Raw genomic sequence first — 20,330 nt, forward strand, 5'->3', positions numbered from 1 at the left:
CAGGGTGTGCTTCGTGAAAACATTTGACCATCTGACAGTGATCGGCCTGCGCGAGTGGATCGCCCTGCCCGACCTCGGTCTCGCCGGGCTTCGGGCCAAGATCGACACCGGCGCCAGCACCTCCAGCCTGCACGCCACCGACATCGAACCCTTCGAGCGCGACGGCCAGTCGTGGGTGCGCTTCACCGCACACCTGGGTTCGGTGGTGCAACTGCGCCATCGCCGCTGCGAGGCGCCGCTGGTTACCATGAAGACCATCAAGAGCTCCAACGGCCACGCCCAGACCCGCTACGTGATCCGCACGCCGCTGGCGTTGGGCGACCGGGTCTGGGAAGTGGAATTCACCCTGGCCTGCCGCAAGAGCATGCGCTATCGGTTGTTGCTTGGATCGAAAGCCTTGGTCCACGGTCAACTGGTCGTCAACCCCGGCCTCAAGTACGTTCAGGACAAACCGGCCTTCCCGGCCACTCTCTCCCCTGTCACAGGTGCTGCATGAAGATCGCCGTGCTTTCGCGCAACCCGCGTCTGTATTCCACCCGCCGCCTGGTCGAAGCCGGCACACAGCGCGGCCATGAAATGGTCGTGATCGACACCCTGCGCGCCTACATGAACATCGCCAGCCACAAGCCGCAGATCCACTATCGCGGCAAACCGCTGGAAGGTTTCGATGCGGTGATCCCACGTATCGGCGCCTCGGTGACCTTCTATGGCTGCGCCGTGTTGCGTCAGTTCGAGATGATGGGCGTCTATCCACTCAATGAATCGGTGGCCATCGCCCGCTCGCGGGACAAGCTGCGCTCTCTGCAACTGCTGTCACGCCGCGGCATCGGCCTGCCGATCACAGGCTTCGCTCACTCACCGGATGACATTCCCGACCTGATCCAGATGGTCAACGGCGCACCGCTGGTGATCAAGGTGCTCGAAGGCACCCAGGGCATCGGCGTAGTGCTGTGCGAAACGACCAAGGCTGCCGAGTCGGTCATCGAAGCGTTCATGGGCCTGAAGCAGAACATCATGGTCCAGGAGTACATCAAGGAGGCCGGCGGCGCCGATATCCGCTGCTTCGTGGTCGGCGACAAGGTCATCGCCTCGATGAAGCGCCAGGCCAAGCCCGGCGAATTCCGCTCCAACCTGCACCGCGGTGGAGTGGCCAGCCTGATCAAGATCACCCCCGAGGAACGCATGACGGCCATTCGTGCGGCCAAGGTCATGGGCCTTAGCGTGGCCGGGGTGGATATCCTGCGATCCAATCATGGCCCGCTGGTGATGGAAGTGAATTCGTCGCCGGGGCTGGAGGGTATCGAGGTCACCACCGGCAAGAACGTTGCCGGGATGATCATCGAACATCTGGAGAAGAACGGCGGGCCGAACCAGACTCGGACCAAGGGCAAGGGCTGATTCGAAACCGTTGCGGCCTCTTCGTGGCTATCCACGAAGAGGCCGCAGAACCTCACACCGCATCGCGCGGCAGCAACAACCCCAGCGGCAGGCGCACCCGCGCCTCGATCCCGCCACCGGAGCGGTTGCGCAACTCGACATTGCCGCCATGCTGGGCGGCGATACGTTTGACGATCGCCAAGCCCAGCCCGGTGCCCTTGCCCCCACGCGCGCGGTCGCCGCGAATGAACGGGTTGAAGATGGTCTCCAGTTCCGATTCGTCGATCCCCGTGCCCCGGTCGAGCACGCTGAGCACCACATACGGCGCGCCCTGCTCACCTGATACATAAGCCGCCACCTCGACGCCCTTGCCCGCATGGTGCAGGGCATTGCCGATCAGGTTGCCCAGCATGCGCTTGAGCGATACACGTCGTAGCGGGAAGGGTGGAATAGGCTCCAGGCACAGGCGCACGCGCTCTTCGGGCTGGTTATAAGGCGCCACCACCTCGCGAATCAGATAACCCAGGTCGACTTCTTCCACCGGCTCGTCGCGGCCATCGCGGATGAAGGCCAGGAACTGGTCGAGAATGGCGTCCATGTCTTCGATGTCGCGCACCATGTCGTCGCTGAGCTCGCTTTCGTTACCCATCAGCGACAGCGACAGCCGTAGCCGGGTCAGGGGCGTGCGCAGGTCGTGGGAGACCCCCGCCAGCATCAGCTCGCGCTCGCGCCCGGCCTGCTCGACATCCTCGGCCATCTGGTTGAACGCCCGGTACACCTCGGTCATCTCGCTGGGCGTATCGCTGATAGGCAGGCGCACACTGCGCCCCTGCCCGAGCTGGCGGGCAGCGAACACCAGGCGCTTGAGCGGCTGGTTGAGCTGGCGCACGAAGATCCAGGCCGACGCGGTGGACAGCAGGCCGATGGCCAGGAACCAACCGAGCACGTTCCAGATCTTCTGCCCCCGCAACGGGTGCGGGTACAACGGCACCTTCAACCACCCCGGCCCCAGGCTCGGCGCATTGACCCACAGTGCCGGCGGCGCGTGGATGCGCAGGCGCACCTCGGTATCCTCGCCCAGCTCGGCCTGCATCTGGCGCTGGTAGATCTCGCTGTACGGCCAGTGCTGCTCACCCTCAGGAACACCCGAGCCGGTCACGCGGATCAGCCCGGCCGCCTCGGCGATCTGGTCCCGGTTCTCTTCATCGGCCGCCCAATAGGCACGCAAGGTCAGCGCCACACCGTGGCTGTACTGGCGGTCGACCAGCACATCCTCGTTCATCAGCAGGTACACCAGCGTCAGCGCCTTGGAAAACAGGACGACGATCAGCACCAGCCACAGGGTGCGGGCGAAGAAGCTTTGCGGAAACCAGAGAGGCGTTTTCATTGGCGACGATTACTGCACGGCGGGGACAAGCATGGCGGGGACCACAGACGAAAACAGGGCGACCCTTGCGGGCCGCCCTGCCGTGTCATGGCAGCGGTTCATTTACCGGCATTTCCGTCCGGCACGAAGACATAACCCACACCCCAGACCGTCTGGATGTAGCGAGGCTTCGATGGATCGGGTTCGATCATCCGGCGCAGGCGCGAGATCTGCACGTCGATTGAGCGCTCAAGGGCATCCCACTCGCGGCCACGGGCCAGGTTCATCAGCTTGTCACGGGTCAGCGGTTCGCGAGCATGCATGACCAGTGCCTTGAGCACGGCGAACTCACCGGTGGTGAGCATGTGCACTTCATCGCCGCGCTTGAGTTCGCGGGTGGCCAGCGACAGTTCGTAGTCGCCGAAGGTGACGGTCTCTTCCTCGCTGCCCGGAGCGCCAGGAACGCTCGGGACCTGGCGCCGCAGCACGGCCTTGACCCGCGCGACCAGCTCGTCGGGGTTGAACGGCTTGGCGAGATAATCGTCAGCGCCCAGCTCGAGGCCCTTGATGCGGCTGAGCTCGTCGCCCTTGGCGGTGAGCATGATGATCGGGATCTGGTTGTTCGCCGCGCGCAGGCGGCGGCAGGCGGAGAGGCCGTCTTCACCCGGCAGCATGAGGTCGAGCACCACCAGGTTGAACACTTCACGGGCCAGCAGGCGGTCCATCTGCTCGACGTTCGGCACGGCGCGGGCACGGAAGCCCTTGCTGGTGAAGAAACGTTCCAGCAGGCTGCTCAGCCCTGGATCGTCGTCAACGATGAGAATCTTTTCGCCTTCAGCAATGTTTGCGGTGCTGGTCATCAATAACTCCTCTGATATCGCGGCGCATTATGGCGTAGCCATTGCGATGCGTGCCGTGTGCATTGTTAGCAGATTTTTCCCCGGGTGCCACTTCCCGTACCAGGAGCATGGCCAAGCGCCATCACCGCAAGCCGGACGCGATGGGTATAATGCGCGGCTTTCATCCAGTGCCGCCGGGCCTGAACCCCCACTGCGGCCCTAGTATTCACTATTTGTCAGGTGGTTCTCATGGACAGCATCAACAGCCGTATCGCCGAGGAACTGGGCGTGCGCCCACAGCAGGTCGAGGCGGCCGTGGGCCTGTTGGACGAAGGCTCGACCGTGCCCTTCATCGCCCGTTACCGCAAGGAAGTGACCGGCAGCCTGGACGATACGCAACTGCGCCACCTGGAAGAGCGCCTGCGTTACCTGCGTGAACTCGACGAGCGCCGCGCCAGCATCCTGGCCAGCATCGAGGAGCAGGGCAAGCTGACCCCGGAACTGGCCCGCGAGATCAAGCTCGCCGACACCAAGACCCGCCTCGAAGACCTCTACCTGCCCTACAAGCAAAAGCGCCGCACCAAGGGCCAGATTGCCCTGGAAGCCGGCCTGGGCGAACTGGCCGACGGCCTGTTCGACGACCCGCAGCGCGACCCTGAAAGCGAAGCCGCGCGCTTTGTCGACGCCGACAAAGGCGTCGCCGACGTCAAGGCCGCCCTCGAAGGCGCCAAGTACATCCTCATGGAGCGCTTCGCCGAAGACGCCGCCCTGCTCGAAAAGCTGCGCGGTTTCCTCAAGCAGGAAGCGGTGCTCACCGCGCGCGTGGTACCGGGCAAGGAACAGGAAGGCGCCAAGTTCCGCGACTACTTCGCCCATGACGAACTGCTGCGCAACGCCCCGTCGCACCGCGCCCTGGCGATCTTCCGCGGTCGCAACGAAGGCGTGCTGAGCGCTTCGCTCAAGGTCGGCGAGGAGCTGCCGGGCACCCTGCACCCGTGCGAGCTGATGATCGCCAGCCACGTTGGCATCGAGAACCGCAGCCGCCCGGCCGACAAATGGCTGGGCGAGGTGGTGCGCTGGACCTGGAAGGTCAAGCTCTACACTCACCTGGAAACCGACCTGTTCGGCGAGCTGCGCGACAACGCCGAAGGCGAGGCGATCAACGTCTTCGCCCACAACCTGCACGACCTGCTGCTGGCCGCCCCGGCCGGCCCGCGTGCCACCCTGGGCTTCGACCCCGGCCTGCGCACCGGCTGCAAGGTCGCGGTGGTCGATGCCACCGGCAAGCTGCTGGACTACACCACCGTCTACCCGCACGCGCCAAAAAACGACTGGGACCGCACCATCTCCGTGCTCGCCGCCCTGTGCGCCAAGCATTCGGTGGAGCTGATCGCCATCGGCAACGGCACCGCCAGCCGCGAAAGCGACAAGCTGATCGGTGACCTGGTGAAAAAATACCCGGCGCTGAAGATCACCAAGGTCATGGTCTCCGAAGCAGGCGCCTCGGTGTACTCCGCGTCCGAACTGGCTGCCCGCGAATTCCCGGATCTCGACGTCTCGATCCGCGGCGCGGTGTCGATCGCCCGCCGCCTGCAGGATCCGCTGGCCGAACTGGTGAAGATCGATCCGAAGTCCATCGGGGTGGGTCAGTACCAGCACGATGTGTCGCAGGTGAAACTGGCGCGCGGCCTGGACGCGGTGGTCGAGGACTGCGTGAACGCCGTGGGCGTGGACGTCAACACCGCCTCGGTGGCCTTGCTGACCCGTATCTCCGGCCTGAACGCCACACTGGCACAGAACATCGTCGCCCACCGCGACGCCAACGGCCCGTTCGCCACCCGGGCGGCGCTGAAGAAGGTCAGCCGCCTCGGCGAGAAGACCTTCGAGCAGGCCGCAGGCTTCCTGCGCGTGATGAACGGCGACAACCCGCTGGACGCCTCTGCCGTGCACCCCGAAGCCTACCCACTGGTGCAACGTATCGCCGCCGACACCGACCGCGACATCCGCTCGCTGATCGGCGACAGCAGCTTCCTCAAGCGCCTCGACCCGAAGAAATTCACCGACGAATCCTTCGGCCTGCCGACCGTCACCGACATCCTCCAGGAGCTGGACAAGCCTGGCCGCGACCCGCGCCCTGAGTTCAAGACCGCCACCTTCCAGGATGGCGTCGAGGACCTCAAGGACCTGGAGCCCGGCATGATCCTCGAAGGCGTGGTGACCAACGTCACCAACTTCGGTGCCTTCGTCGACATCGGCGTGCACCAGGATGGTCTGGTGCACATCTCGGCGCTGTCGGAGAAGTTCGTCAAGGATCCGCGCGAGGCGGTCAAGGCCGGCGACGTAGTCAAGGTCAAGGTCATGGAAGTGGACATCCCGCGCAAGCGCGTCGGCCTGTCCATGCGCATGAGCGACACCCCCGGCGAGAAGGTCGAAGGCAACCGTGGCGGCGCACGCGGCAACGGCGGCAACCGTTCGCAGCAGGCACCACGCCCACGCGAGACAGCCACCGCCGCACCGGCCAACAACGCCATGGCCGCGCTGTTCGCCAACGCCAAGCAGTTGAAGAAGAAGTGATGGACGTCCCGAAGGAATACGTCGAAAGCGCCTTCAGCCAGCTTCTGGGCTGCCGCCTGCAACGCCTGGACACAGGCGTTGCCGAGGTGGTCCTGCCGCTGGAACCGCACTTGCGCAACCGTGGCCAGAAACTGCACGGTGGGGCGATCTTCAGCCTGGTGGACATCGCCATGGGCCTGGCCTGTTCGGCCAGCCATGGCTTCGACCAGCAGAGCGTGACCATCGAGTGCAAGATCAACTACATGCGCGCTGTCAGCGACGGCGAAGTGCTGTGCACCGCCCGGGTGATACACGCCGGGCGGCGCACGCTGGTGGTCGACGCCGACGTGCTCCAGGGCGACAAACTGGTGGCCAAGGCACAGGGAACCTTCGCGGTTCTCTAGCTGCCCGAGTGATAACTGCGGTATTTTTGCCGGTATTGGTCGGGCGCTGTCACTGACCCTATCGCGTGACAAGCCCGCTCACACAGGTGCCTCGGTGCTTTTGTGGGAGCGGGCTTGTCACGCGATGGGCTCGGCACGGCCCCGAAGTATCTGCGCTACCAGCACCGGAACCGCGTAAACCAGGCGACAACGCCAGTTCCTTTGTCCCTACCCTTGTAGACCGTCATTTCTACCCCCATATTGGGGCGACTGACGCGTGAAGGAATCCATCTTGAGCGACCTCCTCAATCGCCGCCTGAGCTTGCTCGGCGCCAATCTCTCCCTGCTCAAGCAGTGCCTGCACGGCATTGAGCGCGAATGCCTGCGAGTAACCGACGAAGGTCGGCTGGCCCAGACCCCACACCCCGAAGCCCTGGGTTCGGCATTGACCAACGAGCAGATCACCACCGATTATTCCGAGTCGCTGCTGGAGTTCATCACGCCGGCCCTGGCTGATCCGGCCAAGGTGCTCGAGAACCTCGAGGAGATCCACCGTTTCGTCTACACCAAGCTCGGCGACGAATACCTGTGGAGCCCGTCGATGCCGTGCGCGCTGCCCGCCGAGGAAGACATCCCGATCGCCGAGTACGGCAGCTCCAACATCGGCAAGCTCAAGCACGTGTACCGCAAGGGCCTGGCCCTGCGCTACGGCCGCACCATGCAGTGCATCGCCGGCATCCACTACAACTTCTCGCTGCCCGAGGCCCTCTGGCCCCTGCTGCGTGAAGCGGAAGGCAGCGAGCAGGACGACCGTGACTATCAGTCGTCGGCCTACATTGCGCTGATCCGCAACTTCCGCCGCTACAGCTGGCTGCTGATGTACCTGTTCGGCGCCTCGCCAGCACTGGACAAAGGCTTCCTGCGCGGCCGCCCGCACCAGCTCGAAGAGCTGGATGCCAACACCCTCTACCTGCCCTACGCCACTAGCCTGCGCATGAGCGACCTGGGTTACCAGAGCAACGCCCAGGCCGGCCTGACGCCCTGCTACAACAACCTGTCCAGCTACACCGACAGCCTGCGCAAGGCCGTTGGCACGCCTTACCCGCCCTATGTCGAAGTGGGTACGCACAAGGACGGCGAATGGGTGCAGTTGAACACCAACATCCTGCAGATCGAGAACGAGTACTACTCGAACATTCGCCCCAAGCGTGTCACCTACACCGGCGAACGTCCGATCCAGGCCCTGATCGCGCGCGGCGTGCAGTACGTCGAGGTGCGCTGCCTGGACATCAACCCCTTCCTGCCGGTGGGCATCGACCTGACCGAGGCTCGCTTCCTCGACGCCTTCCTGCTGTTCTGCGCGCTTGAGGACAGCCCATCGCTGGACAACGGCGAATGCGGCCAGTGCACCAGCAACTTCCTCACCGTGGTCAAGGAAGGCCGTCGCCCAGGCCTGGAGCTGCAGCGCGATGGTCAGCCGGTCGCCCTGCGCGAATGGGCCAGCGATCTGATCGCCCGCATCGGCCAGCTGGCCGGACTGCTTGACCAGGCGCAAGGTGGTGACGACCACGCCAAGGCCCTGGAGGCGCAGCAGGCCAAGGTCGACGACCCAGAGCTGACACCTTCTGCACAGGTCCTGGCGCGCATGACCGAGCACGAAGAAAGCTTCGTCGAATTCTCGCTGCGCCAGAGCAAGCTGCACGCCGAAACCTTCCGTGAGCAAGCGCTGCCTGGCGAGCGCCAGCAAGCCTTCGAAACACTCGCCCGCGACTCTCTGGCCGAACAGTCGCGCCTGGAGCAGCAGGAAGTCGGCGACTTCGACCTGTTCGTCGGTGCCTACCAGGCCAGCATCCTGGCGATCAGCAACTGATGAGCCGCACGCCCTCGCCGCGCAAGCCCCGCGCCAGTAGCCAGGCCAGGATCGAAGCGATCCTGGCGGCCGCTCGCGAGCTGCTGGCAGGCGAAGGTGTGGCGGGGCTGTCGATCTACAGCGTGGCCGAACGGGCGCAGATCCCGCCGTCCTCGGTCTATCACTTCTTCGCCAGCGTTCCGGCGTTGCTCGAAGCCCTGACCGCCGACGTGCACCGCGCCTTTCGCGAGGCGCTGAGCGCGCCGATCGACAGCCACGCCTTCAGCACCTGGCAGGGTCTGTCACGCCTGGTCGAGCAACGCATGCTGGATATCTACAACCAGGACACTGCCGCCCGGCAGTTGATCCTCGCCCAGCATGGCCTGAGCGAAGTGGTCCAGGCCGACCGCCAGCACGACATGGAGCTGGGCGATTTGCTGCACAAGCTGTTCGACCGGCATTTCCTGCTGCCGGTGATGCCTGGGGACGTGGATGTGTTCGCCCTGGCAATGGAGCTGAGCGACCGGGTCTATGCCCGGTCGATACAGCTGCACGAGCAGATCACACCGCGCATGGCAGAGGAAGGCATGCGGGTGTTCGAGGCTTATCTGGGGCTGTATCTGCCGCCGTTCCTGGCCAAGCGCACAAGCTGAAATTGCCTTCGCGGGCAAGCCCGCTCCTACAGGTTACTGTGGGAGCGGGCTTGCCCGCGAAAGCCTTCACACGGCCCGGGAGTCGAACGCCATCACAGCTTGGCGATGGACACCTCGGTGGATTTCACGAAGGCAATCACTTCACTGCCAACCTGCAGTTCAAGCTCGCGCACGGAACGCGTAGTGATCACCGAAGTGACGATGCCGGAGGCGGTCTGCACGTCGATTTCCGACAGTACCGGGCCTTCGAGGATTTCTTTGACGGTGCCTTTGAACTGGTTGCGGACGTTGATCGCTTTGATGGTCATGGCTTGATTCCTTTGATTGGCTTCGCAGATTCAGTGGGCCCAACGCAGTTGCGTGGGCAAAGGGGCTACAGGCTCCGGCTCGGGCGGGGTGCCAGGGACGGACAGGACACGGTTGAGCACTTCGCTTTCCAGCGCCGCCAGGCGGTGCGAACCACGCGCCCGCGGCCTTGCCAGGTCGACGGTGAGGTCCAGACCGACCTCGCCGTCCTCGATCAGGATCACCCGGTCGGCCACGGCGACGGCCTCGTTGACGTCGTGGGTGACCAACAGCACGGTGAAGCCGTGTTCGCGCCAGAGGCGCTCGATCAGTTGCTGCATTTCGATTCGCGTCAGGGCATCCAGTGCACCCAGTGGTTCGTCGAGCAGCAGCAGGCGTGGCTGGTGGATGAGCGCGCGGGCCAGGGCCACGCGCTGCTTCTGCCCGCCGGACAGCGCAGCTGGCCATTCATTGGCACGATCGGCCAGGCCGACCTCTTCCAGCGCTTGCACCGCGCGTGGCCGCCAGTCTCCGGACAAACCCAGGCCGACGTTGTCGATCACCTTCTTCCAGGGCAGCAGACGGGCGTCCTGGAACATCAGACGGGTTTCCTCGCGGGCATCGGCCAGCGGCGCGGCACCGGCCAGCAGCTCGCCGGCGCTGGGTTGGTCCAGACCGGCCAGCAGGCGCAACAAGGTGCTCTTGCCACAGCCGGAGCGGCCAACGATGGCGACGAACTGGCCTGCCGGGATGTGCAGGTCGATACCGCGCAGCACTTCACGCTTGCCGAACGTCTTGCGCAGGCCGTTGGCGGCCAGCGGGATGCCACGCAGCAGGCGCGGCGGTTGTTCCTTGAGCACGGTCATGCGCCCTCCTTCTTCGCCACCTGGTAGGCGGGGTGCCAGCGCAGCCAGACACGCTCCAGGCCACGGGCGGCGAGGTCGGCGAGCTTGCCGAGCACGGCGTACATGACGATGGCCAGGACCACCACGTCGGTTTGCAGGAATTCACGGGCGTTCATCGCCAGGTAACCGATGCCGGCATTGGCCGAGATGGTCTCGGCAACGATCAGGGTCAGCCACATGAAGCCCAGGGCAAAGCGCACACCGACCAGGATCGAAGGCAGCGCACCGGGCAGGATCACCTGGCGGAACAGCGAGAAACCGGACAGGCCATAGCTGCGCGCCATTTCCACCAGCGCCGGGTCGACATTACGGATGCCGTGGTAGGTGTTCAGGTAGATCGGGAACAGCGTGCCCAGCGCGACCAGGAAGATCTTCGCCGACTCGTCGATGCCGAACCACAGGATCACCAGCGGGATCAGCGCCAGGTGCGGCACGTTGCGGATCATCTGCACCGAGCTGTCGAGCAGGCGTTCGCCCCAGTTCGAAAGGCCGGTGACGAACCCCAGCAACAGACCGATGCTGCCGCCGATCAGAAAGCCCACACCTGCGCGCCAGCCACTGATCGCCAGGTGCGTCCAGATCTCGCCGCTGCGCACCAGTTCGACACCGGCGCTGAGCACAGCGCTCGGTGCCGGCAGGATGCGCGTGGACAGCCATCCAGCGCTGACCGCCAGCTGCCACACCGCCAGCAGCAGCACGGGCAAGGCCCATGGCGCCAGGCGCTGTGTCAGGGTGGAGGAAGTTGCACGACTCATGGCCTGGCCCTCAGCTCTGCGACACGGACTTGGGCAGGATGTCGTTGGCGACCATTTCACCGAACGGGCTCACGTAGCCCCCGGTCTTGGCCTGCTCCGGGCGCTGCACGTCCAGGTGCGGGAACAGCAGCTCGGCGACGCGGTAGGACTCTTCCAGGTGTGGATAACCGGAGAAGATAAAGGTATCGATGCCCAGGTCGGCGTATTCCTTGACCCGCGCCGCGACCGTCGGGCCATCGCCCACCAGTGCTGTACCGGCGCCGCCTCGTACCAGGCCGACGCCCGCCCACAGGTTGGGGCTGACTTCGAGCTTGTCGCGGTTGCCGTTGTGCAAGGCCGCCATGCGTTGCTGGCCAACCGAATCGAAGCGCGCCAGCGAGGCCTGGGCGCGGGCGATGGTGTCATCGTCCAGGTGCGAAATCAGTCGATCGGCGGCAGCCCAGGCTTCTTCGTTGGTTTCCCGCACGATCACATGCAGGCGGATACCGAAGCGCACTTCGCGGCCTTGCGCAGCGGCTTTCTCGCGCACCGCGGCGATCTTCTCCGCCACTGCAGCCGGGGGCTCACCCCAGGTCAGGTACAGCTCGACCTGCTCGGCGGCGAGGTCTTGTGCGGCCTCGGACGAACCGCCGAAATACAGCGGCGGGCGCGGCTGCTGGATCGGTGGATAGAGCAGCTTGGCGCCCTTCACCTGGATGTGCTTGCCGTCGTAGTCGACCACTTCGCCTTCCAGCACCTTGCGCCAGATGCGCGTGAACTCGACCGAGGCTTCGTAGCGCTCCTGGTGGTTCAGGTGCAGACCATCGCCGGCCAGCTCGTCCGGATCACCGCCGGTCACCAGGTTGAACAGCGCCCGGCCATTGGACAGGCGATCCAGAGTCGCGGCCTGGCGGGCGGCCACGGTCGGCGAAATGATGCCCGGACGCAGCGCGACCAGGAACTTCAGGTTCTGCGTCACCGGAATCAGTGACGCCGCGACCAGCCAGGAGTCCTCGCAGGAACGACCGGTAGGGATCAGCACGCCACCGAAACCCAGGCGATCGGCCGCCTGGGCGATCTGGGTCAGGTAGCCGTGATCGACGGCGCGGGCGCCTTCGGTGGTACCCAGGTACTTGCCGTCGCCGTGGGTGGGGAGGAACCAGAAAATGTTAAGGCTCATTGGAGTTGTCTCCTCAAGGGGGGCTCAAGCCGCAGCGATGCTGCGGCGCAGGCGAATCGTTCAAGGCGCGCTGGCGACCTTGGCCGGTGGGGTCCAGATCACGTCCTTGATGCTCAAGGGCTTGGGAATCAGCTTCAGAGCCTGGAAGGTGTCGGCGATCTTCTGTTGCGCGGCGATCACCTCCGGGGTCAGCGGCGCGGCGCCGTAGCCCTGGCGCTTGACCGAGGTCAGGGTGATATCGGCCGGCAGGCCGAGCAGCGGCGCGACCTGGTCGGTCACTTGCTGCGGGTTGGCCTGGGACCACTCGCCCACGGCGCGCACCTCGTCGATGAGGGTGCTGATCACCGCCGGGTGCTGGGTGGCGTAGCTGCGGGTAGCCAGGTAGAACTGGTGGTTGTCGACCAGGTCCTTGCCATCACGCAGGGTACGGGCCTGCAACTGCTGTTCGGCAGCCGCCTGGTACGGGTCCCAGATCACCCAGGCATCGACGCTGCCACGCTCGAAGGCGGCGCGGGCATCGGCAGGTGGCAGGTAAACGGGCTGGATGTCGCTGTATTTCAGGCCGGCGTCCTCAAGGGCGCGGACCAGCAGGTAGTGCACGTTGGAGCCTTTGTTCAGCGCGACTTTCTTGCCTTTGAGCTCCTTCACCGACTGGATCGGCGAGCCCTTGGGCACGAGGATCGCCTCGCTGTGCGGCGCAGGCGGCTCATAGGCCACGTAGAGCAGGTCGGCACCGGCGGCCTGGGCGAAGACGGGTGGCGTTTCGCCGGTGACACCGAAATCGATCGAGCCGACGTTCAGCCCTTCGAGCAGCTGCGGGCCACCGGGGAACTCGGTCCATTGCACGTCGATGCCCTGTTCCTTCAGGCGCTTTTCCAGCGAGCCCTTGGCCTTGAGCAGCACCAGGGTGCCGTATTTCTGGTAACCGATGCGCAGGCTCTCGGCCTGGGCTTGGGTGATGGCGCCGAAGGACACAGCCGCCGCAAACAGGGCGACCAGACCACGACGCAAGAAGACTGTGCGCATGGCGCTCTCCTGTGCGAATGAGGTTTGGGTTGCACCTGCTTGCCTCGTTGTCGGGCGAGTAAGGTGGAAAAACGGTGACGCATTTGCGGGGTCGTTCAGATGCTCCAGCGAGCACTGATCAGGCGTTCGTTGAGAACACCTGGAGCGACCGGCTTGGGCCGACGCGCCAAGGCACTGTGAAAGGTTTCCAGCGAGTCCAGCAGGCGGGCCTCCAGGGCCTCGGCCAACTGTGCCGGGCGATTGCCTTCGGCGTAAGCGACCTGGCTGTCGTCTGCGAAGATCCCTTGAAGGGTCTCCTGCGCCTTGAGTGCCGACAGCACAGGCTTCAATGCGTAATCCACCGCCAGCATGTGGGCGATGCTGCCGCCGGTAGCGATCGGCAGGACTACCTTGTGTTCCAGCGCGCGCTCGGGCAGCAGGTCGAGCAAGGTCTTCAGGGCCCCGGCGAACGATGCCTTGTACACCGGGGTCGACACCACCAGCCCATCAGCCTGGGCTACCAGTTGCTGGAAGTGCTGCACCTGTGGGCTGTCGAAACGTGCGTGGAGCAGGTCTTCTGCCGGAAACTCGCGCACCTGGAAGGTCACCACCTCCACACCACGATCCTGCAACCACTGGCGCGAACGCTCGAGCAGCACGCCGGAGCGTGAACGGGGACTGGGGCTACCACCTATCGAAACAACCAGCATTGCAGCGCTTCCTTCAGTTCGGTTCCGGGGTGTGGCCCCTGTGAATGACTCCGACATTAGCAGCTCGCCACATATATCTAGAAATCATATTTTTTCATTTGTTTATGCTTTATGGAGATATAGCGTTTTGACCTCGCCCGTTTCGCGGGCCAGCCCGCTCCCACAAAAAGCGGGCATAAAAAAAGGCCGTCGAAACGGCCCGAAATCCCTGCTATGGCTAAGAGCAATGCAACGAGGATTCAACGATTGGGTTGCGGGGTGAGGCGCAGATAGGGTTTGACGGCCCGATAACCTTTCGGGAAGCGCTGCTTGATCTCGTCCTCATCCTTCAGCGAAGGCACGATCACCACTTCGTCACCGTCCTGCCAGTTACCTGGGGTGGCGACCTTGTAGTTGTCGGTCAGCTGCAACGAATCGATCACCCGCAGGATTTCGTTGAAGTTGCGCCCTGTGCTGGCTGGATAGGTGATGGTCAGGCGTACCTTCTTGTTCGGGTCGATCACGAACAGCGAGCGTACGGTAAGGGTGTCGTTGGCGTTGGGGTGGATCAGGTCGTACAGGTCAGACACCTTGCGATCGGCATCGGCGATGATCGGGAAGTTGACCACGGTGTTCTGGGTCTCGTTGATGTCATCGATCCACTTGTGGTGCGAGTCGACCGGGTCCACCGACAGTGCGATAGCCTTGACCCCGCGCTTGGCGAACTCATCCTTAAGCTTGGCGGTCAAGCCCAGTTCGGTGGTGCACACTGGGGTGAAGTCGGCCGGGTGGGAGAACAGCACGCCCCAGCTGTTGCCCAGCCACTCATGGAAACGGATCTTGCCGGCGCTGGAATCCTGTTCGAAGTCGGGGGCGATGTCGCCGAGTTTGAGGCTCATGGAAGCGGCTCCTGTGCTGTGTCTGGCCTTGTGGGATTCAATGTGCCTGCTTCCGATTAAAAACAAAAAGAATGAATACTGATTTATTTATAACCAGAAAGAATACGAATTTGCACACACAAAAAAGCCTCGCACCAGGCGAGGCTCTTTCGTTGCAGCTACGACTTACATGAAGTTGTAAGTGTAGTTGACGATGAAGCGGGTTTGATCCTGGTCTTGCAGGGAACTGGTACCCGACCCACGGTAGACACCGTGACGCAGGCTGGCGCCCAGGCCTTTGAGGGTGCCTTCCTGGATGACGTAGTCAACGCGAGCATCGCGCTCCCACTCACTGAAGGTACCGTTGCCGTTGGCGTTCTTGCCGTCTTCACCACGCAGGTACGACACGGAAGCCTTCAGGCCAGGAACACCCAGACGCGCGAAGTCATACGAGTATTGACCGAAGGTGGTGTTCTCACCGGCCTTGGCGAACTGGTTGATCATGCTGTCGGTGAACAGGTAGAAGCTGGAGCCGCCAGCGCCTTCGTTCGGCAGGCTACCCTGGTTCAGCCAGACAAAACCGCCGTCGTCGTTGACGCGCTGGTGACCGAGCAGGAAGGCATGACCACCCAGGGTATAAGTGAACATCGCCGACCAGGTCTTGTTGTCAACTTTGCCTGGCGTCTTCGCGTAGCCGCTGTTGTTGTTGAAGTTCCAGCCGCCGCCGCTGCCATTCTTGCCATCGCTGCTGCTATCGAAGTAGCGAAGGTCGGTCTTGAAGGACTGGTCGTCGGCGATCTTGAAGACGTGCGTCGCGCCTAGGAAGTGCTGCTTGTAGAAGTCTTCCAGGTTCGAGTAGTAGTACTGCAGGGTCAGGTCAGGCGTAAGCTTGTAGTCCAGACCACCGTAGCGGAACTTGTTGCTTTCCTGGGAAGCGCCGTTGACCGACAGGCCGGTACGGTTGCTCGAAGCACGCCCCATCGCATGGGTCAGCTGACCGGCATTGATGGTGAGGTTGTCGATTTCCTTCGATTGGATGGTGCCGCCTTCGAAGGTTTGCGGCAGCAGTCGGCCATCGTTGGCAACCAAGATCGGCAGGTTCGGCGCTAGGGCGCTACCGAAGTGCACTTCGGTCTTGGAGAAGCGTGCCTTGGCGTTCGCGCCCAAACGGGCCCATTGACTGGCAGAGCCGTCGCCGTCATCCGGGAAGAAGCCGCCTTTGTGGTAACCCTGACCGCCATCCAGGTGAATACCCCAGAGTGCCTGCGCATCGACACCAAAGCCAACGGTACCTTGAGTGAAGCCAGAAATGTAATCCAGCTTGAAGCCCTGACCGGACTCACGCTGATCCGGACGGATACCGGCCGTGGAAGTCGGCGCTTCACGGTTGTCGTTGTTGAAGTACATGGTACGCGAGCTGAGAGACAGCTTGCTGTCCTCGACGAAACCGGCTGCGCCCGCTTGTTGGGCGAGAACCCCCAGTGCCACGGCCAGAGCCAGGCTAGACTTGTACATGCTTTGCTCCTCTACGTTCTAATTTTTGTACTCTCAAGGCGGAGGGATCTGTTGCCCCCCTCGCCACGGGTAAGCGATTTAGCACCAAAGTGTGACCGGTAAGTCAATCGTTACCGGAGATTTCACGACTTTGGTCTAATGCACCTGCGCTACAGGATAATGACAATCCTATAAATCCAAAATGACCGTTTTATGAAATCGTCAGATTTTTCCGGAATAAATAAGGAACCTTCAGCGTCATTTGGTGTATTGGCGTCCCTTGCTCATAGCTTCCGGTTATCTACAGCCCTTTGCCAGAGGGCGCTCCGTGAAAAGTTGTGAAAGCGTAGCCTTTCACAAAAATTTCACAACCTTCCGTCCCACAGGCGCGTTCGCTAAGCGTTTTGTCTCCTAAGCTAATTCTCAAAAGTTATTTATTTTGTAATTCTTAGATCATTTAGTCTTCGCGTCATTCATCACCCGATGCCTGACGAGAGGTTCGATCATGATCCCCCACGCCCCCCTGCGCCTGTTCGCCGCGCTGACCCTGGCCAGCGCCAGCTGGTTCGCCCAGGCCGCCGACCTGACCGTGGCCTACCAGACCACCGTGGATCCGGCCAAGGTGGCCCAGGCCGATGGCAGCTACGAAAAAGCCAGCCACGCCAGCATCGACTGGCGCAAATTCGACAACGGTGCCGACATCATCGCCGCCGTGGCCTCCGGCGACGTGCAGATCGGCTACCTGGGCTCCAGCCCGCTGGCTGCCGCGACCACCCGCAAGGTGCCGGTGGAGACGTTCCTCATCGCCACCCAGATCGGCGCCGGTGAAGCGCTGGTCGCCCGCGACAGCATCAAGACCCCACAGGACCTGATCGGCAAGAAAGTCGCCGTGCCCTTCGTCTCCACGGGCCATTACAGCCTGCTGGCGGCGCTCAAGAGCTGGAACATCGACCCGGCCAAGGTGCAGATCCTCAACCTTGCGCCGCCTGCGATCATCGCCGCCTGGAAACGCGGCGACATCGACGCCACCTACGTCTGGGACCCGGCGCTGGGCGTGGCCAAGGAAAACGGCAAGGTGCTGATCACCTCTGGCGAACTGGCAAAGAAAGGCGCCCCGACCTTCGATGCCTGGATCGTGCGCAAGGACTTCGCCGAGAAGCACCCGGAGATCGTCAAGTCGTTCGCCAAGGTCACCCTCGACGCCTACGCCGACTACCGCAAGGACCCGAAAGCCTGGCTGGCCAATCCAGACAACGTGAACAAGCTGGCCAAGCTGTCCGGCGCCAAGACCGGCGATATCCCCGGCCTGCTGGAGGGCAACGTCTACCCGCTGGCCGCCGACCAGAGCGCGGCACTGGGCGCGCCAACCACCCAGGCGCTGACCGACACCGCGACCTTCCTCAAGGAGCAGGGCAAGGTCGAGGCGGTGCTGCCGGATTACTCGCCGTACGTAACGGCCAAGTTCCTTCCCGACTGAAGCACCTGCCCAACCGATCGAACCCAGGGGCGCCCTGCGCCCCGAACCGGAGCCCATCATGGCCTTGCTCGAGCTGGAGCGCATCAGCGCACAGTACCCCGGCGCCACCACCCCGGTGCTGGATGACATCAACCTGACGCTGGGGCCACGCCAACTGCTGGTCGCCCTCGGGCCCTCCGGCAGCGGCAAGACCTCGCTGCTCAATCTCATCGCCGGCTTCGTCGCCCCCAGCAGCGGGCGCATCACCCTCGACGGTGCGCCCGTGCAAGGTCCGGGTGCCGACCGTGGCGTGGTGTTCCAGGATGACGCCCTGCTGCCCTGGCAGGACGTGCTCGGCAATGTCGCTTTTGGCCTGGAGCTGGCCGGCGTCCCTCGCGCGGAGCGTGAAGCCAAGGCGCGCGAGATGCTGGCACTGGTCGATCTGGCCGGGTTCGGCGACCGGCGCATCTGGCAGCTTTCCGGCGGACAGAAACAGCGCGTGGGCCTGGCCCGCGCCCTGGCTGCCGACCCACGCGTACTGCTGATGGACGAACCCTTCGGCGCCCTCGATGCCTTCACCCGCGAGCAGATGCAGGAGCTGTTGCTGCAGGTATGGCAGCGCACCGCAAAGCCAGTGTTCCTGATCACCCACGACATCGAGGAAGCCGTGTTCCTGGCCAGCGAACTGGTGTTGCTGGCCCCTAATCCGGGGCGCGTGGTCGAGCGCCTGCGACTGGACTTCGGCCAGCGCTACGCCGCGGGCGAACCAGCGCGGGCGATCAAGTCCGACCCGCGCTTCATCGAAACCCGCGAGCACGTGCTGTCGCGGGTGTTTTCCCAACGTGCCGCCCGTCGCGAGGAGTCCGCATGAGCAGCCTGGACCTGCCGGTCGCCGGCAAAACCGACACCCGCACCGCCTCGGCGGTGAAGGCCCGCCGCCCGCTGCCGACCCGCTGGATCAGCGCCCTGACCCTGGCCAGCCTGCTGCTGGTCTGGTGGCTGGTGACCGCTGCCGGCTGGGTCGAGCCACTGTTCCTGCCCGCCCCCGGCGACATCCTGGCCAAGGCCTGGGTACTGCTGACCCAGGGCTACATGGACGCCAGCCTCTGGCAGCACCTGGGCGCGAGCCTGGGCCGCATCGGCGTGGCGTTGCTGGCAGCGACCCTGACGGCGATTCCGGTCGGCATCGCCATCGGCTACAACCGCGTGGCTCGCGGCATCCTCGACCCACTGATCGAGTTCTACCGACCGATACCGCCGCTGGCCTACCTGCCGCTGATCGTGATCTGGTGCGGGATCGGCGAGCTGTCGAAAGTGCTGCTGATCTACCTGGCGATCTTCGCCCCGATCGCCATCGCCACCGCCACCGGCGTGCGCACCGTCGACCCGGCCAAGCTGCGCGCCGCGCAGTCGCTGGGGGCGAGCAAGGTGCAACTGATTCGCCATGTGATCCTGCCCAGCGCCTTGCCTGACATCCTCACCGGCATTCGCATCGGCCTGGGGGTCGGCTGGTCGACCCTGGTCGCCGCCGAACTGATCGCCGCCACCAGCGGCCTGGGCTTCATGGTGCAGTCAGCCGCGCAGTTCCTGGTCACCGATGTGGTAGTGCTGGGCATCCTGCTGATCGCGCTGATCGCCTTTGCCCTGGAGATGGGCCTGCGCGCCCTGCAACGCCGCCTCGTACCCTGGCATGGACAGAGTCACTGACCTTTTAGGCCTCATCGCGGGCAAGCCCGCTCCTACAAAACGGGCTTGCCCGCGATGAGGTCCACAACGACACCGCCAACCGCCCCCCATTCGAGACCGACATGAGCCTGACCATCACTCCCCTCAGCCCGGCCCTCGGCGCGCAGATCAGCGGCGTCGATCTGTCACGCGAAATCACCGATGCACAGCGCGACGCCATCGAGCAGGCGCTGCTCGAGCACCAGGTGCTGTTCTTCCGTGAGCAGTCGATCGACCCCGCCCAGCAGGCCCGCTTCGCTGCGCGCTTCGGCGACCTGCACATCCACCCGATCTACCCCAACGTGCCGGAAACCCCGCAGGTGCTGATTCTCGACACTGCGGTCACCGACGTGCGCGACAACGCGATCTGGCACACCGACGTTACCTTCCTGCCGACCCCGGCACTGGGCGCGGTGCTCAGCGCCAAGCAACTGCCCGCCTACGGCGGTGACACCTTGTGGGCCAGCGGCATCGCCGCGTTCGAAGCCTTGTCGGCGCCACTGCGCACCCTGCTCGATGGCCTCACGGCCACCCACGATTTCACCAAGTCATTCCCGCTCGAGCGCTTCGGCACCACCGCTCAGGACCTGGAGCGCTGGGAAGCCACCCGCCGCAACAACCCACCGCTGTCGCATCCTGTGGTGCGCACCCATCCGGTGAGCGGGCGCAAGGCGTTGTTCGTCAACGAAGGGTTCACCACGCGGATCAACGAGCTTGCCGACCACGAGAGCGAGGCGCTGCTCAAGCTGCTGTTCGCCCATGCCACACGGCCGGAATTCAGCATTCGCTGGCGCTGGCAGGAGAATGACGTGGCGTTCTGGGACAACCGCGTGACCCAGCATTACGCGGTGGATGACTACCGGCCGCAGCGACGGGTGATGCATCGCGCGACGATTCTCGGCGACGCGCCGTTCTGAAACCATTTGCGGGCAAGTCGGAGCGCCGACTTGCCCGCAAAT

General features: G+C 64.0%; 20 protein-coding genes. 10 read left to right on the top strand and 10 right to left on the bottom strand.

The window, feature by feature from the left end; translation table 11 throughout:
• The first annotated feature begins 13 nt into the window (after positions 1-13).
• Both HU748_RS09630 and rimK read left to right on the top strand, forming a co-directional pair.
• Entirely contained in the window at positions 14-496 is a 483-nt protein-coding gene (locus tag HU748_RS09630) for an ATP-dependent zinc protease (RefSeq protein WP_063542222.1), read from the top strand.
• Positions 493-1,398: a 30S ribosomal protein S6--L-glutamate ligase gene (gene rimK, locus HU748_RS09635; protein WP_015268602.1), complete on the top strand. Its 906-nt coding sequence runs from the start codon at positions 493-495 to the stop codon at positions 1,396-1,398. The genes HU748_RS09630 and rimK overlap by 4 nt, the downstream gene beginning before the upstream one ends.
• 52 nt (positions 1,399-1,450) lie before the next feature.
• Here rimK and HU748_RS09640 read toward each other — a convergent pair whose 3' ends face one another.
• Together HU748_RS09640 and ompR are read right to left on the bottom strand one after the other, a co-directional pair.
• Positions 1,451-2,764 carry an ATP-binding protein gene (locus HU748_RS09640; RefSeq protein WP_186667423.1) on the bottom strand — a complete coding sequence of 438 codons (1,314 nt, stop codon included), beginning with the start codon at positions 2,762-2,764 and terminating at the stop codon, positions 1,451-1,453.
• A gap of 98 nt (positions 2,765-2,862) precedes the next feature.
• Complete coding sequence (ompR, locus tag HU748_RS09645) at positions 2,863-3,603, bottom strand: two-component system response regulator OmpR (RefSeq protein ID WP_186667422.1); 741 nt, start codon at positions 3,601-3,603, stop codon at positions 2,863-2,865.
• Between the two features lie 228 nt (positions 3,604-3,831).
• Here ompR and HU748_RS09650 point away from each other — a divergent pair, with 228 nt between their 5' ends.
• The 4 genes from HU748_RS09650 to HU748_RS09665 all read left to right on the top strand — a co-directional run bounded on the left by HU748_RS09650 (position 3,832) and on the right by HU748_RS09665 (position 9,020).
• Positions 3,832-6,156: a Tex family protein gene (locus HU748_RS09650; protein ID WP_186720205.1), complete on the top strand. Its 2,325-nt coding sequence runs from the start codon at positions 3,832-3,834 to the stop codon at positions 6,154-6,156.
• Positions 6,156-6,539 carry a PaaI family thioesterase gene (locus HU748_RS09655; RefSeq protein ID WP_186667420.1) on the top strand — a complete coding sequence of 128 codons (384 nt, stop codon included), beginning with the start codon at positions 6,156-6,158 and terminating at the stop codon, positions 6,537-6,539. The genes HU748_RS09650 and HU748_RS09655 overlap by 1 nt, the downstream gene beginning before the upstream one ends.
• A 271-nt stretch (positions 6,540-6,810) precedes the next feature.
• A complete protein-coding gene (gene gshA / locus HU748_RS09660) occupies positions 6,811-8,388 on the top strand; it encodes a glutamate--cysteine ligase (protein ID WP_186710730.1) in 1,578 nt (525 codons plus the stop codon).
• A complete protein-coding gene (locus tag HU748_RS09665) occupies positions 8,388-9,020 on the top strand; it encodes a TetR/AcrR family transcriptional regulator (RefSeq protein WP_186720206.1) in 633 nt (210 codons plus the stop codon). The genes gshA and HU748_RS09665 overlap by 1 nt, the downstream gene beginning before the upstream one ends.
• Before the next feature lie 92 nt (positions 9,021-9,112).
• On the opposite strand, the gene HU748_RS09670 is transcribed toward HU748_RS09665, so the two are convergent.
• The 8 genes from HU748_RS09670 to HU748_RS09705 all read right to left on the bottom strand — a co-directional run bounded on the left by HU748_RS09670 (position 9,113) and on the right by HU748_RS09705 (position 16,211).
• The gene (locus HU748_RS09670) at positions 9,113-9,328 is read right to left on the bottom strand and encodes a molybdopterin-binding protein (protein ID WP_003255829.1); all 216 of its coding nucleotides are present in this window, start codon (positions 9,326-9,328) and stop codon (positions 9,113-9,115) included.
• A gap of 30 nt (positions 9,329-9,358) precedes the next feature.
• Positions 9,359-10,171 (bottom strand): aliphatic sulfonates ABC transporter ATP-binding protein, encoded by an 813-nt coding sequence (gene ssuB / locus HU748_RS09675; RefSeq protein ID WP_186710734.1) that lies wholly within the window; start codon positions 10,169-10,171, stop codon positions 9,359-9,361.
• On the bottom strand, positions 10,168-10,965 hold the full coding sequence (gene ssuC, locus HU748_RS09680; RefSeq protein WP_186720207.1) for an aliphatic sulfonate ABC transporter permease SsuC: 798 nt from the start codon (positions 10,963-10,965) through the stop codon (positions 10,168-10,170). Before ssuC ends, ssuB begins: the two co-directional genes overlap by 4 nt.
• Positions 10,966-10,975: 10 nt before the next feature.
• Positions 10,976-12,124 (bottom strand): FMNH2-dependent alkanesulfonate monooxygenase, encoded by a 1,149-nt coding sequence (ssuD, locus tag HU748_RS09685; RefSeq protein WP_186667415.1) that lies wholly within the window; start codon positions 12,122-12,124, stop codon positions 10,976-10,978.
• A 60-nt stretch (positions 12,125-12,184) separates the two neighbouring features.
• Positions 12,185-13,150 (bottom strand): sulfonate ABC transporter substrate-binding protein, encoded by a 966-nt coding sequence (locus HU748_RS09690; protein ID WP_186667414.1) that lies wholly within the window; start codon positions 13,148-13,150, stop codon positions 12,185-12,187.
• 95 nt (positions 13,151-13,245) lie between these two features.
• Complete coding sequence (gene ssuE, locus HU748_RS09695; RefSeq protein ID WP_186720209.1) at positions 13,246-13,839, bottom strand: NADPH-dependent FMN reductase; 594 nt, start codon at positions 13,837-13,839, stop codon at positions 13,246-13,248.
• A gap of 239 nt (positions 13,840-14,078) precedes the next feature.
• Positions 14,079-14,717 carry a peroxiredoxin gene (locus tag HU748_RS09700; RefSeq protein ID WP_054891663.1) on the bottom strand — a complete coding sequence of 213 codons (639 nt, stop codon included), beginning with the start codon at positions 14,715-14,717 and terminating at the stop codon, positions 14,079-14,081.
• A gap of 165 nt (positions 14,718-14,882) precedes the next feature.
• Complete coding sequence (locus HU748_RS09705; RefSeq protein WP_186667413.1) at positions 14,883-16,211, bottom strand: OprD family porin; 1,329 nt, start codon at positions 16,209-16,211, stop codon at positions 14,883-14,885.
• Between the two features lie 484 nt (positions 16,212-16,695).
• Between HU748_RS09705 and tauA the strand changes: the two genes are divergently transcribed.
• The 4 genes from tauA (at position 16,696) to tauD (ending at position 20,288) form a co-directional block, all read left to right on the top strand.
• Entirely contained in the window at positions 16,696-17,667 is a 972-nt protein-coding gene (tauA, locus tag HU748_RS09710; protein ID WP_186667412.1) for a taurine ABC transporter substrate-binding protein, read from the top strand.
• Positions 17,668-17,725: 58 nt separating this feature from the next.
• The gene (tauB, locus tag HU748_RS09715; RefSeq protein ID WP_186720211.1) at positions 17,726-18,517 is read left to right on the top strand and encodes a taurine ABC transporter ATP-binding subunit; all 792 of its coding nucleotides are present in this window, start codon (positions 17,726-17,728) and stop codon (positions 18,515-18,517) included.
• Complete coding sequence (tauC, locus tag HU748_RS09720) at positions 18,514-19,353, top strand: taurine ABC transporter permease TauC (RefSeq protein WP_186720218.1); 840 nt, start codon at positions 18,514-18,516, stop codon at positions 19,351-19,353. The genes tauB and tauC overlap by 4 nt, the downstream gene beginning before the upstream one ends.
• Positions 19,354-19,454: 101 nt before the next feature.
• A complete protein-coding gene (tauD, locus tag HU748_RS09725) occupies positions 19,455-20,288 on the top strand; it encodes a taurine dioxygenase (protein WP_186667409.1) in 834 nt (277 codons plus the stop codon).
• The last annotated feature ends 42 nt before the right edge of the window (positions 20,289-20,330 follow it).

The sequence above is a fragment of the Pseudomonas sp. RW3S2 genome, assembly GCF_014268955.1.
GTDB classification, from domain to species: Bacteria; Pseudomonadota; Gammaproteobacteria; order Pseudomonadales; family Pseudomonadaceae; genus Aquipseudomonas; species Aquipseudomonas wayambapalatensis.